The organism is Streptomyces sp. AF1A, from assembly GCF_047340315.1.
GTDB lineage: Bacteria > Actinomycetota > Actinomycetes > Streptomycetales > Streptomycetaceae > Streptomyces.
In genome coordinates this window covers 1-14121 of record NZ_JBLEBI010000179.1, presented here as the reverse complement: position 1 = coordinate 14121, position 14121 = coordinate 1, and the positions used below count along the sequence as shown (strand labels likewise).

Below are 14121 nucleotides of genomic sequence, written 5' to 3'. Positions count from 1 at the left end.
TTCGAGCACCGGCCCCTTTCCGCTTCTCAGGGCATCTCTGGGGAACTCTGGGGACGGTCCGGGCGGTGTTACGACAACTGCCCGTTGTAGTCCGGCAGTTTGAAGGTCTTCTCGGCGTGGCCGCCGGAGAGGTCCGTGGCGCTGTTGCCGATGTTGGCGATGATCGTGTAGCCCCGGTTCTCGATGTCGACGCGCTGGGCGGTCTTGTAGGCGGCGACGTCCTTGAACAGGTCGAAGAAGCCGCGGACGTAGAGGCCGGAGACGTCGTAGCCGTCGTGTTCGAGGTTCCACTCGGTGGGCTCTTCGACGATGCCCGGGCGGGCGGTCACGAAGAAGAGCGAGACGCCGTGCTCCTGGGCGTACTCGGCGACGTTCAGCACCGGCCTGTTGGCGGGCTGCGGGTACCGGAAGCCGAAGTCGGTCTCCAGCGTGGTGTTGTCGATGTCGAAGACGATGGCCTGCTTCTCGCCCGGCCGGGCGGCGGCGATGCGGTCCCGCAGATACGGCAGGGCCTGGTCCATGACCGCCTGGCAGTCCCTCTGCCAGGTGGCGTAGTCGACCTTCGCCGTGGAACTGCTCGTGGCCGCCGCGGTGCCGGCCGCGTGGGCCGGGACGGCCGGCGCGGCGAGGGCGGCCGCGGAGACGGCGGTGACAAGGATGCGGCGCGCCCAGGGGCGTCTGGTCATCGGTGGGGGTCCTCTCACGTCCGTACGCGTGCCGGAATTGGCAGGTGCATGATCTGTGGTGAGGGTGGCGCGAGAGGAACGGTAGGTTACCGAACGGTAGGCGTACAGAGGCGTGCGTCACATTCGAGGGCTGACGCCCCGTCTAGTCCGTCCTGCGAGCGTGCTCGTGCGCCTGCGTGACCTGGTCCAGGGCGACTTCGAGAACCGCCTGGCGCCGCTTCTCGGGGTCCCCTTCCAGGTCCTGCATCACGAACATCCCGGCGTGCAGCGTGAACATGGCGCTGACCGACCGGACTTGGTCGACGAGCTCGGCCTCGGGGTCGATGAGTATGTCCCGCAGGCCGCTCATCCGGTCCTTGAAGGTGTCGCCGATGCGCAGTTCCCGGACCGTCGCCTGGTTCTCCTGCATGAAGCGGAAGAGCGGCTCGGCGCCCGACAGCGCCTCGCTGTAGCGCCGTACGATCTCCTGCTTGGTCTCCAGGGTGTGCGGCTGGGTGCGGCCCCACTCGATCAGGTCCTCGATCGGTTTCGTCAGATCCTGAAAGAGGCTGACGATGATCTCTTCCTTCGTCTTGAAGTGGTAGTACAGGGCCGCCTTGGTGACCTCGAGGCGCTCGGCGATCTCGCGCAGTGAGGTCTTCTCGTAGCCCTGCTCCGCGAAGAGTTCGAGCGCGACGTCCTGGATGCGCTGGCGGGTGTTGCCGCGGCGCTGCTGCTTGGTGCCGTCCATGGTGACGCCCATCCTCGTACTCCTCGCGCTCCCGCGGAAACTTGCTTGCCGACCGGCTAGGTGCGCGGCCAAACTTACTTGACGCCCGGCTAGTGGCGGGGCTACCTTGCCCAGTGTAGTAACTAGCCGGGCGGCAAGTAAGTAGCTGCCGCAGGGGGAGTGTGGGAAGAGATGGCGGACACGGTGGAAAGCGCCCAGCAGGGCAAGAAACCCAGGAGCGTGCGCGTGGTACTGCTCGCGCTCATGATCGCGATGATGCTCGCGATGCTCGACAACATGATCGTCGGTACGGCGATGCCGACGATCGTCGGCGAACTGGGCGGCCTGGAGCACCTGTCCTGGGTGGTCACCGGCTACACCCTGGCCACGGCAGCCTCGACCCCGATCTGGGGCAAGATCGGCGACATGTACGGGCGCAAGGGCGCCTTCCTCGGCTCGATCGTCATCTTCCTCGTCGGCTCCGCGCTCAGCGGCATGGCCCAGAACATGGGCGAGCTGATCGGCTTCCGGGCCGTGCAGGGTCTCGGCGCCGGCGGTCTGATGGTCGGCGTCATGGCGATCATCGGTGACCTGATCCCGCCGCGGGAGCGCGGCAAGTACACGGGCATGATGGCCGGCGTCATGGCGCTGGCGATGATCGGCGGCCCGCTGGTCGGCGGCACCATCACCGACAACTGGGGCTGGCGCTGGTCCTTCTACATCAACCTGCCGCTCGGCGCGGTCGCGCTCGTGCTGGTCACCGCGGTGCTGCACCTGCCGAAGAAGCGGGCCAAGGCGCGCATCGACTTCCTGGGCGTCACGCTGCTGACCGTGGGCATCACCGCCATCGTGCTGGTCACCACCTGGGGCGGCTCCGAGTACGCGTGGACCTCCGCGCGGATCGACGAGCTGATCGGCATCGGCGTGGTCGCGCTGGTCGGATTCGTGTGGTGGCAGACCAAGGCGGCCGAGCCCGTCGTGCCGCTGCACATGTTCCGCAGCCGCAACTTCACCCTGATGTCGCTCATCGGCTTCATCACCGGTTTCGTGATGTTCGGCGCCACGCTGTTCCTGCCGCTGTACCAGCAGGCCGTGCAGGGCGCCTCCGCCACCAACTCCGGTCTGCTGCTCCTGCCGATGCTCGGCGCGATGCTCGTGACCTCCATGGTCGCCGGGCGGGTCACCACCAGCACCGGCCGCTACAAGGTCTTCCCGATCGCGGGCGGCGCGCTGATGATCGTCGGCCTGTACCTGCTGTCGCTGATGGACACGGGCACCACCCGCTTCACCTCCGGCGTGTACATGGCCGTGCTGGGACTCGGCATGGGCTGCCTGATGCAGATCACCATGCTGGTTGCGCAGAACAGCGTGGAGATGAAGGACATGGGCGTGGCCTCCTCGTCCACCACCCTGGTCCGTACGCTCGGCTCGTCCTTCGGCGTGGCCATCATGGGCGCGCTGTTCAACAACCGGGTCAAGGACGTCATGACCGAACGGGCCGGCGCGCTGGGCAAGGGCATCACCGAGAAGTCCGCGCAGCTGGACGCGAAGAGCCTGCAGAAGCTGCCGGCGGTGGCCCGCGAGGCCTACCAGCACGCGGTGTCGGCCGGTACGCACTCGGCGTTCCTGCTCGGCGCGGTGATCGCGGTGCCGGTGCTGATCGCGGCGCTGTTCGTCAAGGAGGTGCCGCTGCGCGGCGGGCCGCAGAAGCCCACGGCCGACGACGCGGACGCGACCGCGGCCGTGGTCGTCGAGGCAGTCTGACCCCACCCCTCAGCCGAAGACCCCCGGGAGGTGTCCGCCCCCGGGGGTCTTCGCCTGCACGCGCCGCGGCCCGGTGCCGGACTGCCGGCCCGAAGCGGTTGTCAGTGCCCCGTGCCACCATCGGCCCCATGGACAAAATCCGCCGTCTGCGGCTGGCCAAGGACGCCATGGACCGCGACTGGGCCGACCCGGGGCTCGACCTGGACGCGGTGGCCGCCTGCGCGGGGTACTCGCGGTACCACTTCCTGCGCGCCTTCAAGGACGTCTACGGCGAGACGCCCGGCCAGTACCTGACGCACCGGCGGATCGAGCGGGCCGAGGAGATGCTGCGCAGCGCCAACCTCACGGTGACGGAGATCTGCACCCTCGTGGGCTTCAGCAGCCTCGGCACCTTCTCCGCCCGGTTCAAGGCCCGCACCGGGCTCACCCCGAGCGAGTACCGCGCCCGGCACGTGGGCCGCGGCGCCGCTCTCATACCCGGGTGCTACGCCATGCTCTGGGCCGGCGGCTTCAGGACCGCAACATCCGAGAAGCGCACCCGCCCCGGCCCTGCCTACGGTGACGAAGGGGCATCCGTCCCACCGCACAGCACCGCCGACAGGAGAGCAGAACCGTGATCAAGGGGCTCACCATCGCCACCGTCTGGGTCCTCGACCAGGACCGGGCCAAGGAGTTCTACACCGAGAAGCTGGGTCTGGAGGTCCGTTCGGACATGTCCATGGGGGAGGGCGGCATGCGCTGGCTGACCGTCGGGGCGGCCGGCCAGCCCGATGTGGAGCTCACCCTCATGGTGCCGGGGCCGCCGGCCATGGATCAGGAGTCCGCCGAGATGATGAAGACGCTCGTCGCCAAGGGCGCCCTCGGCGCCGGCGTGCTGGCGACCGACGACATCCACGGCGACTACAAGAAGCTCAAGGAGCGCGGGGTGGAGTTCCTCCAGGAGCCGCGGGAGCGCCCCTACGGCACGGAGGCCCTCTTCCGCGACGACTCCGGCAACTGGTTCTCCTTCACCCAGCGGCGCGAGGGCGGCCTGGACCTGGAGAAGGACTGGGCCTGAGTCGGCGCCGGCCACAGCGGCGGGCGCGCGGCCGGCCGCCGCGCGCGGCTCAGCCCGCGCCGCGTGACAAGGGCAGCACCGGGTAGCTGCCGGTGCTGGTCGGGGCGTGCTCCGGGAGCCACAGGACGGCCACCGCGCCCTCGGCGGGGATGTGCTCGGGGGCGCCGACGGGGCGGACGTTGCGGAAGGTCAGGCGGGCGCCGAGGACGCGGGCCTGGCCGGCCGCGATGGTCAGGCCCAGGCCGTGGCCCTGGCCCGCACGGTCCTTGCTGCCGGTGCGGAAGCGGCTCGGGCCCTCGGCGAGGAGTTCCTCGGGGAAGCCGGGGCCGTGGTCGCGGACCCGGATGACCCGGCCCTCCACGGTCACCTCGATCGGCGGTCGGCCGTGCCGGGCGGCGTTGGCGAGCAGGTTGAACAGCACCCGCTCCAGGCGCCGCGGGTCGGTGGTGACCTCCGACTCGTGCACCACCCGTACGACCACGTCCGGGTCCTTGGCGGCCGCGCGGCGGGCGACGAACTCGCCGAGCATGATGTCCTGCAGCTCGGCCCGTTCCGAGGCGCCGTCCAGGCGGGCCACCTCCAGCACGTCCTCGACCAGCGTGCGCATCGCCTTGGCACGGTCCAGGACCAGTTCCGTGGGCCGGCCGGGCGGCAGCAGCTCGGCGGCCGTCAGCAGGCCCGTCACCGGGGTGCGCAGCTCGTGCGCGATGTCGGCGGTGACCCGCCGCTCGGCCTCCAGCCGCTGCTGGAGCGCGTCCGCCATGGCGTCCACCGCACGCGCGAGATCGTCGGTCTCGTCCCGTACGACCCCGCCGATGGCCTCCCGCACCCGGACGTCGGTCTCGCCCCGGGCGACCTGGTTCGCGGCGGCCGCCGCCTTGCGCAGCCGCCCGGACAGCTGCCCGCCGATCAGCACGCCGAGTGCGCTGCCGCCGAAGACGACCGCGATGGAGCCGATGACCAGCGCCTGATCGAGGTCGTTCATCACGTCCACGGAGCGGTCCGGGAAGTGGCTGTGCAGGGACAGCACATGCCCGTCCTTGACCGGCACGGCCGCCCAGATGTCCGGCGGCCCCGCGCCGCGGTCCGAGACGTCGCTGGCCCGGCGGCCGGCCTCGACCTTCTCCCGGATCACCCGCGGCAGCTCGGGGTCGTCGATCTTGATGTTGGGGAAGTTCGTGCGGCCGTACAGCTCGTAGTTGCGCTGCGCGATCTGGACGCGCTCGTTGGCCAGGTCGCGCGCGTTGTCCAGCATCGAGACCCGGGCCGCGTTGTGCACGACCAGGCTGAGCGCGATCGCCACGAGGCCGGCCACCAGCGCGATCGCCGCGCTGAGCTTCCATCTGAGTCCGGTGTGCAGGCCCACGCGCTCCATGCGCCGGGCCGGATACCGCAGGATCCCCCGCATGCCGACGCCCCGCTCAGGCCTTCAACTTGTAACCGAACCCGCGGACCGTCTCGATCCGGTCCTGCCCGATCTTCTGCCGCAGCCGCTGCACATGCACGTCGACGACCCGGGTGTCCCCGCCCCAGCCGTAGTCCCACACGCGCTCCAGCAGCTTGTCGCGGGAGAGCACGGTGCCCGGTGCGGAGGAGAACTCCAGCAGCAGCCGCATCTCGGTCGGCGTGAGTGCCACCGGCCGACCGGCCCGGCGCACCTCCATGCCCTCGGTGTCGACCTCCAGGTCGCCGAAGACCAGGGTGCCGCCGTTCACCGCGGACGGCGTCCCGTCCGGGTGCGCGGACCCGCCCGCGTGCCCGAAGCGGCGCAGCACCGCCCGGATCCGGGCGACCAGCACGGCGCCGTCGAACGGCTTGGTCACATAGTCGTCGGCACCCGCCTCCAGGCCGAGGACGACGTCGATGGAGTCGGCGCGGGCCGACAGCATGATGACCGGCACGGTCGACTCGTCGCGGATCCGGCGGCACAGGCTGACGCCGTCCAGACCCGGGACCATGACGTCCAGCAGCGCGATGTCCGGGCGGTTCGCGCGGAACGCCTCCAGGCCCGACAGGCCGTCGGGCATGGCGGTTACCGCGAAGCCGTCCCGCTCCAGGGCGAGCTGGGTGGCCTCGCGGATGACGTCGTCGTCCTCGACGAACAGGACGTGGGTCTGGTGGTCTGCCATCCCGGTGCTCTCAGTCCTCGTGTTGTGCGTGGGGGGGTCAGTTGTCCGGCGCGGGCGTCGCGCCGTCTCCGGCCGACTTGCTGTACTCGTTGCGGACGCTCTGGCCGGCGGCGAACCGTCCCGCCTTCCACTTGTAGGACGTCACGATCTCACCGGACGGGCTGGAGATGGGATCGCCCTTCTCGTAGAACTGCTTGGTCACCGACAGCTGGCCCTGGTCGATCTCCGCGTAGACCGGGGACTCCTCGGTCTTGAAGACGTTCTTGAACGTGCCGGACTCGTTCCGGTACACGTACGAGCCGATGCCGACCGCGTCCGCGCAGGTCAGCACGTTGACGACCACGTCGTCCACGGTGGCGCCGGTCAGGTTGCCGTACGAGACGTCGACCGGGTACTCGTTGCCGCTGCACGGCTTCAGCTCACGCTTGACCGCGGCCGAGACGGCCGGATCCCTCTTGAGCAGCGCCACGGCGTCCACCCGCCGGTACCGGCCGGAGGTCGGGCTCGGCGGCGGCGAGGCGACGGCGCCGGCCACGGCCGAGGCGTGCGCCGGGCCCTCGTCCCGGGCACCCGTGCCGCCCGTCCCGCAGGCACCGAGGAAAAGGGCGAGGGCGGCGATCGAGGCCACCGCCACGATCACCGCCAGAGAACCTCCGCGGGTCTGTTCCGACCCGGGCCCGGTCAGGCCGCGCAACGCTCCCGCTCCTCACGCTCGAGCGCGCGTGCGTCCAGGTCGCGTGCCTCCAGCTCCTCGCGGAGCCGGGCGAGCGCCCGGTGCAGCGTGCTCTTGACCGTACCGGCCGACATGCCGAGGGCCGCGGCCGTCTCCTCCGTGGACATCTGCTCCCAGTGTCGCAGCACCACGACACTGCGCTGCTTCGGTGCGAGCACTTTCATGACATCCATCAGCAGGGCCCGGTCGGCGTGCTGCTCGGTGGAGTCCTCCACGGACGCGTCCGGCAGCTGCTCGGTGGGGACCTCCTCCAGCTTGCGCGCCCGCCACCACTCGGTCCGGGTGTTGATCATCACCCGGCGCAGATAGGCGTCCGCGAGCCGCTTGTCGGCGATGCCCTCCCAGCGGCCGTACGTCCGTACGAGCGCGGTCTGCAGCAGGTCCTGGGCGTCGACGGGGTCCGGGACCAGCCGGCGTGCGCTGCGCAGCAGCGCCTCCTGCCGGGTGCGCACGTACTCCTCGAATTCGAGCACCTCGCCCTGCGCCATGATCAACCGCCTCCGTTTCCCCGTTGCTCCGGCTCGCGCCGGAAGTCCTGCTGTCCCGCTGTGCCCGTGGTCTGGCGGGCACGCAAAAGAAGCTACGGAGCGGTTGTCACGGGGCTGTGCGGACCAGCCTGCGGCCAGCAATCGGCTATCCGTCGGTTGTGTAACGAACGTAGGGCCGGGGTAAAGGGAGTTCTTTCTTTGTCCGGTTATGCGGCCTTTGTTGGGGGTTGGTTGGCCTGAGCTGTTCGCAACAGAGGCCCGGCGGCTGTGACTTGGCTGTCCGTCAGCTCAGCGGCAGCCGGTACAGGCCGCCGGGCAGCGGTTCCACCAGGCCGTCCGTGACGAGCCCGTCGAGCGCGCGGGCGCGCTGCACCGGCTCGTGCCACACGCGGTCCAGCACCACCTGCGGCACCGGCGCGTGCGCCTCCCGCAGCACGGCGAGCAGCTTGCCGCGCACCTGGCGGTCCGTACCGGCGTACGTCTGCCCGCGCCGCGGCGGACCCTGGTGCTCCGGCTTGCCCGCGAGCCGCCAGGCGCACTGCCCGGCGATCGGGCACCGCGGGCACCCCTCGTTCTTCGCCGTGCACACCAGTGCGCCCAGCTCCATGGAGGCGGCGGCCCACCGGGCGGCCGTCCGCTCGTCCTCGGGCAGCAGCTCACGGGCGAGGCGCCGCTCGGCCGCCGTGGTCGCGTTCGGCGGGTACTGCACACCCGTCACCGCACGAGCGATCACCCGGCGCACGTTCGTGTCCAGCACCGGATGCCGCTGCCCGTACGCGAAGGAGGCCACCGCGGCGGCCGTGTACTCGCCGATGCCGGGCAGTGCCAGCAGCTGCGCGTGGTCCGTCGGTACGTCGCCGCCGTGCCGCTCCGTTATGGCGGCCGCGGCACCGTGCAGCCGCAGGGCGCGGCGCGGGTAGCCGAGCCGCCCCCAGGCGCGCACCGCCTCACCGGGAGCCTCCTTCGCGAGGTCCGCGGGGCGGGGCCAGCGGGCGAGCCACTGCTCGTAGACGGGCAGGACCCGGTTCACGGGAGTCTGCTGCAGCATGAACTCGCTGACCATCACCCCCCATGCGCCCGCCTCCGGGCGGCGCCAGGGGAGGTCGCGGGCGTGGGCGTCGAACCAGGCGATCACGGGTGCGTGGAGCTTCTCAGTCATGGCCTTCCGATCCTGCCACGCCTCGGCGGACATGGCGGGTGACGGCGCGGTCACCGAACGTGGCGGAAGGTGAAGAAGCACGCGTGTCGGGGCAGTTGCCGGGATGATGATCCGGAAAAGTTGGTGCGCACGCGGCGGGTGGCGCAAGGGAGCGCGCCGTTCTCTCGTACAGTTTGCGCCGTGGGATCTCTGCGCAATCCGGTCGGGCCGCTTCCCTCCTCCATCTACTGGCGACGGAGGGTCGTACTGCTGTCGGTGGTCGCCCTGTTGGCGCTGCTGATCACGTGGATCGTCACGTCCGGCGGCGGGGGCGGCAGGAAGCACGACGGCGCGGCCAACGGCAAGAATCCCGCGCACACCATCACCCCGGGACCGTCCGGGTCCGGACCCGCGTACAGCCAACACCCCGGCGGGCGCGACGAGTCGAGCGGCGGCTCCGGGGGCAGCGGTTCCGGCGGCGCAGGCGGTACGAGCGGTTCCGGTGACGGCTCGGGATCGGACGGCGGGTCCGGGTCCGGGTCCGGCGCCACTGCCGGTGGCGGCAACGTCGGGGCGGGCGACGTGCTTCCGGCGTCCTCCACGCTGCCCGACTGCACGGCCGGTGCGGTGTCGTTGAGCCTGCGCAGCCTGCACAACTCCTACTCGCCGGACCAGACGCCGACCTTCGAACTCACCGCGAAGAACGGCTCGTCGGCCGACTGCAAGGCCGATCTCGGGCCGAAGAGCGCGGTGTTGACCGTCACGCCGGCGGACGGCGGCGACACCTTCTGGTCCTCGGCGGACTGCCCGCAGGGCGCGGGGAGCCTGGTGTTCCGGGTGCCGGCCGGTCAGAGCATCACGTACACCGTGAAGTGGGACCGGAGGCCGAGCGCCGCGCACTGCGCGACGCCCTCCGGGGGGTCGGCGAAGCCGGGAACGTATCTGCTGGAGGCCAAGGCGCCGGGGTTCGCGAAGCTGCAGGCGTCCTTCGTGCTGTCGGCGGACTAGGTGTATTGCCCTGAGAGGCTGGGAATGCGGCTAACTGTATTGCCCTGAGAGGTTAGGGACGCGGCTGGCGGGCGGTTGCCCTTTCAGCGCGGTGTGTCCGCGGTCGCCGTAGGCGCGGGGCTCCGGTTCGCCCGCGCTTCGCCCGCGGTTCCGGCGGGAGATCAGACGTACCGCTCCAGGATCGAGGACTCCGCCAGCCGCGACAGCCCCTCCCGCACGCTCCTCGCCCGTGCCTCGCCCACGCCGTCCACGGTCTGCAGGTCGTCCACGCTCGCGGCGAGCAGCTTCTGCAGGCCGCCGAAGTGCTCCACCAGGCGGTCGATGATCGCGCCCGGAAGGCGCGGCACCTTCGCGAGCAGGCGGAAGCCCCGGGGGGACACCGCGGAGTCGAGGGTCTCGGGGGAGCCGGTGTAGCCGAGCGCCCGCGCCACGGTGCCCAATTCGAGCAGCTCACCATGGCTGAGGGCGTCCAGCTCGGCGAGAGCCTCGTCGACGGTGCGGGAGCGCTTCGCCGTGGGCTCGGGGACGTAGTCCCGCACGACCAGCTCGCGGTCGGGCTCGACGCCGGCGATCAACTCCTCCAGCTGAAGCGCGAGAAGACGGCCGTCGGTGCCCAGCTCGACCACGTACTCGGCGATTTCGGTGGCGATGCGCCGGACCATCTCCAGGCGCTGTGCGACGGCGGACACGTCCCGCACCGTCACCAGGTCCTCGATCTCCAGCGCGGACAGGGTGCCCGCGACCTCGTCCAGCCGGAGCTTGTACCGCTCCAGGGTGGCGAGCGCCTGGTTCGCGCGGGACAGGATCGCCGCGGAGTCCTCCAGGACGCGGCGCTGACCGTCCACGTACAGGGCGATCAGGCGCATCGACTGGGAGACCGACACCACGGGGAAGCCGACCTGCTTGCTCACCCGGTCCGCCGTGCGGTGCCGGGTGCCCGTCTCCTCCGTCGGGATGGTCGGGTCCGGGACCAGCTGAACGCCGGCGCGCAGGATCTTCGACAGGTCCGACGACAGCACGAGCGCCCCGTCCAGCTTGCACAGCTCGCGCAGCCGGGTGGCGGTGAACTCGACGTCCAGGACGAAGCCGCCCGTGCACATCGCCTCGACCGTCTTGTCGGAGCCGAGGACGATGAGCCCGCCGGTGTTGCCGCGCAGCACGCGTTCGAGGCCGTCGCGCAGGGCCGTACCGGGTGCCACGGCGCTCAGCGAGGCGCGCATCAGGCCATCGGAACCGGCACTCCCACCGGACTTTCCGGGAGCTGCTGCCCGGTCGTTGGCTGCCACTGCACTCCTCCGGTCGCAGGTTCTGACGCGCCCCCGTAACCCGCACTCGGTTCGTACGGACGGGCGAGACCAGGGCAAAGTCTACCGGCGGTCCTCCGCCTCCCGTGGGGCCTCTCGGCGACGGGAGCGCGGCAGCACCCGCAGCGCGTCCCCCATGTCGGCGACTTCCAGGACCTTCATGCCGGGCGGGACCTTGCCCGGATCGGTCGGTACGAGCGCGTGTGTGAAGCCCAGCCGGTGGGCCTCGGCGAGCCGGCGCTGCACGCCCGTGACACGTCTCACCTCGCCGGCGAGGCCCACCTCGCCGATGGCCACCAGGTTCTTCGGCAGCGGGGTGTCGCTCGCGGCGGAGGCGAGCGCCAGGGCGATGGCCAGGTCGGCGGCCGGTTCGGACAGCTTCACGCCGCCGACCGTCGCCGAGTAGATGTCCCGCTTGCCGAGCGCGCTGATCCGGCCGCGCTGCTCCAGGACGGCGAGCATCATCGACACCCGGGAGGTCTCCAGGCCGGACGTGGTGCGCCGCGGGGAGGGGATCTGGGAGTCGACCGTCAGGGCCTGGACCTCGGCCACCAGCGGGCGGCGGCCCTCCAGCGTGACCGTGAGGCAGGTGCCCGGCACCGGCTCGTCACGCCTGGTCAGGAAGAGGCCACTGGGGTCGGCGAGGCCGGTGATGCCCTCGTCGTGCAGCTCGAAGCAGCCGACCTCGTCCGTGGCGCCGTAGCGGTTCTTCACGCCCCGCACCAGGCGCAGGCGCGCGTGCCGGTCGCCCTCGAAGTGCAGGACGACGTCCACCAGGTGCTCCAGCAGACGGGGGCCGGCGATCGCGCCGTCCTTGGTGACATGGCCCACGAGCAACGTGGACATGCCGCGTTCCTTGGAGGCCCGGATCAGCGCCCCGGCGACCTCGCGGACCTGGGCCATGCCGCCGGGGGCGCCCTCGATCTGAGGGGAGGCCACCGTCTGCACCGAGTCGAGGACCAGCAGGGACGGCTTGACCTCGTCCAGGTGGCCGAGGACGGCGGACAGATCGGTCTCGGCGGCCAGATACAGATCGTCGTCGATCGCGCCGATGCGGTCGGCGCGCAGCCGCACCTGGCTCGCCGACTCCTCACCGGTGACGTAGAGGGTGCGGTGCTCCCCGCTCGCCGCCTTCGCGGCCACGTCCAGCAGCAGGGTGGACTTGCCGACCCCCGGCTCGCCCGCGAGCAGCACCACCGCGCCGGGCACCAGGCCGCCGCCGAGTACCCGGTCCAGCTCGGGCACGCCGGTCGAGCGGGCCGTGGCCTGCCGCCCGTCGACCTGGCCGATGGGCAGCGCGGAGGCGCTGACCCGGCCGGGTGCCGTCGTCCGCACCGCGGGCGCGCCGTACTCCTCGACCGTCCCCCACGCCTGGCACTCGGGGCAGCGGCCGAGCCACTTGGCCGTCTGCCAGCCGCACTCGGTGCAGCGGTAGGACGGGCGGTCCTTGGAGGTCTTGGTGCGGGCAGCCATGCGCAAACCGTAGCCCGAGGCACTGACAACGCGGGTGGGGGGGCGCGTGCGGGCGGCCCCGTCCCGCACCGCCCGTCCGCGTCCGGCAGGGCACCACGGCCCGCTGTCCCCTTATGAGGGATCGTTTCACCCGTACGGATTAAATGAGCTCAAGCTTCCCTAAGGGGCACTCTGCCGCCGCCTACGGTCGCACGGGTGATGAGCAGCAGTTCGCAGACCACCACCCGCAGCACCGGCGCGCACCGGGTGCACCGCGAGGCGCGCGACCGCGCCGCCGCGCGCACCCTGGCCCAGCGGCAGCCGGGGCCCTACGAGCCGTACCTGGACGGTCTGTTCACCTACTGCCTGTCCGTGCTGTGCGACCACGACGCGGCCACCGCCGCCCTCGGCGACGTGCTCGCCCTGGCCGAGCGGCGCGGGCACCGCGTCCCGGAGTCGGCCGGCGACCACCGGGCCTGGCTGTACGCGCTGGCCCGCTGGGCGTGTCTGCGCAAGCTGGCCGAGGCCAAGCAGAAACGTCAGGCCACCCACGCGGCGGGCCGCGGCGGAGCCGGAAAAGAGGCCCCCGCGCCGCCCGTGGCCCCGGGAGTCCAGGAGCAGCGGCGCCGCGAACTCGCCCTGCTGGCCTGGCCGGAGGCGGCCGGCACCACCCCCGAACAGCGCGAGGCACTGGAGCTCGCCGTCCGCCACCACCTCGCGGCCCACGAGGTCGCCGCCGTCCTCGGCATGACCCCGGCCGCCGCCCGCGATCTGCTGGCCGCGGCGGCCTGCGAGGTCGAGCGCACCCGCGCCGCCCTCGCCGTGGTGGAGACCGGCGGCTGTCCCGGCGTGGCCCACCTCGTCGGCGACAGCCGGCTGGTCCTCAGCACCGCCCTGCGCCGCGAGCTGGTCCGGCACGTCGACGACTGCCCCCGCTGCCCGGTGCCACGGTCACCCCCGAGGCCCTCCCCGTCCTGGAGGCGCCCCGCGCGGCCCTGCACGGGGCCCTGGCGCACCACCGCCGCGCGCGGGGCGCCGCCGTGCCCCGCTTCGACCGGCGCGGCTTTCCGATGGACCCCAAGGACCGCGCGGCGCGCCGCGACCGCATCCGCGCGCGTGCCGTCACCACGACGGTCGTCGCCACGGTCGTGGCGGCCCCCGTCCTCGCCCTCTGGGCCGCCTACCGGGGCGGGCCGGACGGTGGCGAGGACGGCCGCTCCGCGAGCGCGCGCGAGGCCCAGAGCCCCGACGCGCTCGGCGGCGACACCACCGGCGGCTACGAGAACGCGGGGAACGCCAGGCCGAAACCCGGCCCCCGGATCGGCACGGACGGCCGGCCGGACGTCTCCGTGGAGGTCGTCAGCGTTGCCGGGGCCGACCGGAAGGGCGCCGGCCACCTCGCGGTCGGCGCTGCCAACGACGGCGACACGAGCCTGATCACCCTCGCCGCCTCCGGCCCGTCCCCGGTGCACTGGTCCGCGTCCACCACCGCGGGCTGGCTCTACCTCAGCCAGTCCTCGGGAACCCTCCGGCCCGGCGAGACCCTGACGATCAAGGTGTACGTCGACCATCTGCGCGAGCCCGCCGGCCACTGGCACGCGCGGGTGGCGATCGCCCCGGCCGGCGCGGTGGTCACCATCGACGGCTACGGCA

13 protein-coding genes and 1 pseudogene are annotated in these 14121 nt (G+C 71.9%); 5 read left to right on the top strand and 9 right to left on the bottom strand.

Annotated elements, in window-relative coordinates; all coding sequences use genetic code 11:
- Window positions 1-68 precede the first annotated feature (68 nt).
- Both ACLU3S_RS30785 and ACLU3S_RS30780 read right to left on the bottom strand, forming a co-directional pair.
- Window positions 69-686 (bottom strand): HAD family acid phosphatase, encoded by a 618-nt coding sequence (locus tag ACLU3S_RS30785; RefSeq protein ID WP_413955254.1) that lies wholly within the window; start codon window positions 684-686, stop codon window positions 69-71.
- A 142-nt stretch (window positions 687-828) separates the two neighbouring features.
- The gene (locus tag ACLU3S_RS30780; protein WP_413955253.1) at window positions 829-1428 is read right to left on the bottom strand and encodes a TetR/AcrR family transcriptional regulator; all 600 of its coding nucleotides are present in this window, start codon (window positions 1426-1428) and stop codon (window positions 829-831) included.
- Window positions 1429-1587: 159 nt separating this feature from the next.
- Between ACLU3S_RS30780 and ACLU3S_RS30775 the strand changes: the two genes are divergently transcribed.
- From ACLU3S_RS30775 to ACLU3S_RS30765, 3 genes are all read left to right on the top strand, one after another.
- Window positions 1588-3159 carry an MDR family MFS transporter gene (locus ACLU3S_RS30775; RefSeq protein ID WP_413955252.1) on the top strand — a complete coding sequence of 524 codons (1572 nt, stop codon included), beginning with the start codon at window positions 1588-1590 and terminating at the stop codon, window positions 3157-3159.
- Window positions 3160-3287: 128 nt separating this feature from the next.
- Entirely contained in the window at window positions 3288-3776 is a 489-nt protein-coding gene (locus tag ACLU3S_RS30770; RefSeq protein ID WP_413955251.1) for a helix-turn-helix transcriptional regulator, read from the top strand.
- On the top strand, window positions 3773-4216 hold the full coding sequence (locus ACLU3S_RS30765) for a VOC family protein (RefSeq protein ID WP_413955250.1): 444 nt from the start codon (window positions 3773-3775) through the stop codon (window positions 4214-4216). Before ACLU3S_RS30770 ends, ACLU3S_RS30765 begins: the two co-directional genes overlap by 4 nt.
- A gap of 49 nt (window positions 4217-4265) precedes the next feature.
- Here ACLU3S_RS30765 and cseC read toward each other — a convergent pair whose 3' ends face one another.
- The 5 genes from cseC to ACLU3S_RS30740 form a co-directional block, all read right to left on the bottom strand.
- Window positions 4266-5624: a two-component system sensor histidine kinase CseC gene (gene cseC / locus ACLU3S_RS30760; RefSeq protein ID WP_413955249.1), complete on the bottom strand. Its 1359-nt coding sequence runs from the start codon at window positions 5622-5624 to the stop codon at window positions 4266-4268.
- A gap of 13 nt (window positions 5625-5637) precedes the next feature.
- Window positions 5638-6345 (bottom strand): two-component system response regulator CseB, encoded by a 708-nt coding sequence (gene cseB / locus ACLU3S_RS30755; RefSeq protein ID WP_413955248.1) that lies wholly within the window; start codon window positions 6343-6345, stop codon window positions 5638-5640.
- A 37-nt stretch (window positions 6346-6382) separates the two neighbouring features.
- Window positions 6383-6985 carry a hypothetical protein gene (locus ACLU3S_RS30750; protein ID WP_413955247.1) on the bottom strand — a complete coding sequence of 201 codons (603 nt, stop codon included), beginning with the start codon at window positions 6983-6985 and terminating at the stop codon, window positions 6383-6385.
- A 41-nt stretch (window positions 6986-7026) separates the two neighbouring features.
- A complete protein-coding gene (locus ACLU3S_RS30745) occupies window positions 7027-7566 on the bottom strand; it encodes a SigE family RNA polymerase sigma factor (RefSeq protein WP_413955246.1) in 540 nt (179 codons plus the stop codon).
- A 283-nt stretch (window positions 7567-7849) separates the two neighbouring features.
- Window positions 7850-8725 carry an A/G-specific adenine glycosylase gene (locus ACLU3S_RS30740; RefSeq protein ID WP_413955245.1) on the bottom strand — a complete coding sequence of 292 codons (876 nt, stop codon included), beginning with the start codon at window positions 8723-8725 and terminating at the stop codon, window positions 7850-7852.
- A gap of 180 nt (window positions 8726-8905) precedes the next feature.
- On the opposite strand from ACLU3S_RS30740, the gene ACLU3S_RS30735 reads away from it, so the two are divergent.
- Window positions 8906-9712: a hypothetical protein gene (locus tag ACLU3S_RS30735; protein ID WP_413955244.1), complete on the top strand. Its 807-nt coding sequence runs from the start codon at window positions 8906-8908 to the stop codon at window positions 9710-9712.
- A gap of 161 nt (window positions 9713-9873) precedes the next feature.
- Here ACLU3S_RS30735 and disA read toward each other — a convergent pair whose 3' ends face one another.
- Both disA and radA read right to left on the bottom strand, forming a co-directional pair.
- Window positions 9874-10998 carry a DNA integrity scanning diadenylate cyclase DisA gene (gene disA, locus ACLU3S_RS30730; RefSeq protein ID WP_413955243.1) on the bottom strand — a complete coding sequence of 375 codons (1125 nt, stop codon included), beginning with the start codon at window positions 10996-10998 and terminating at the stop codon, window positions 9874-9876.
- Between the two features lie 81 nt (window positions 10999-11079).
- Entirely contained in the window at window positions 11080-12489 is a 1410-nt protein-coding gene (gene radA, locus ACLU3S_RS30725) for a DNA repair protein RadA (RefSeq protein WP_413955242.1), read from the bottom strand.
- A 195-nt stretch (window positions 12490-12684) separates the two neighbouring features.
- Between radA and ACLU3S_RS30720 the strand changes: the two are divergent.
- Window positions 12685-14121: pseudogene (locus ACLU3S_RS30720) on the top strand (BACON domain-containing protein); the annotation flags it as partial.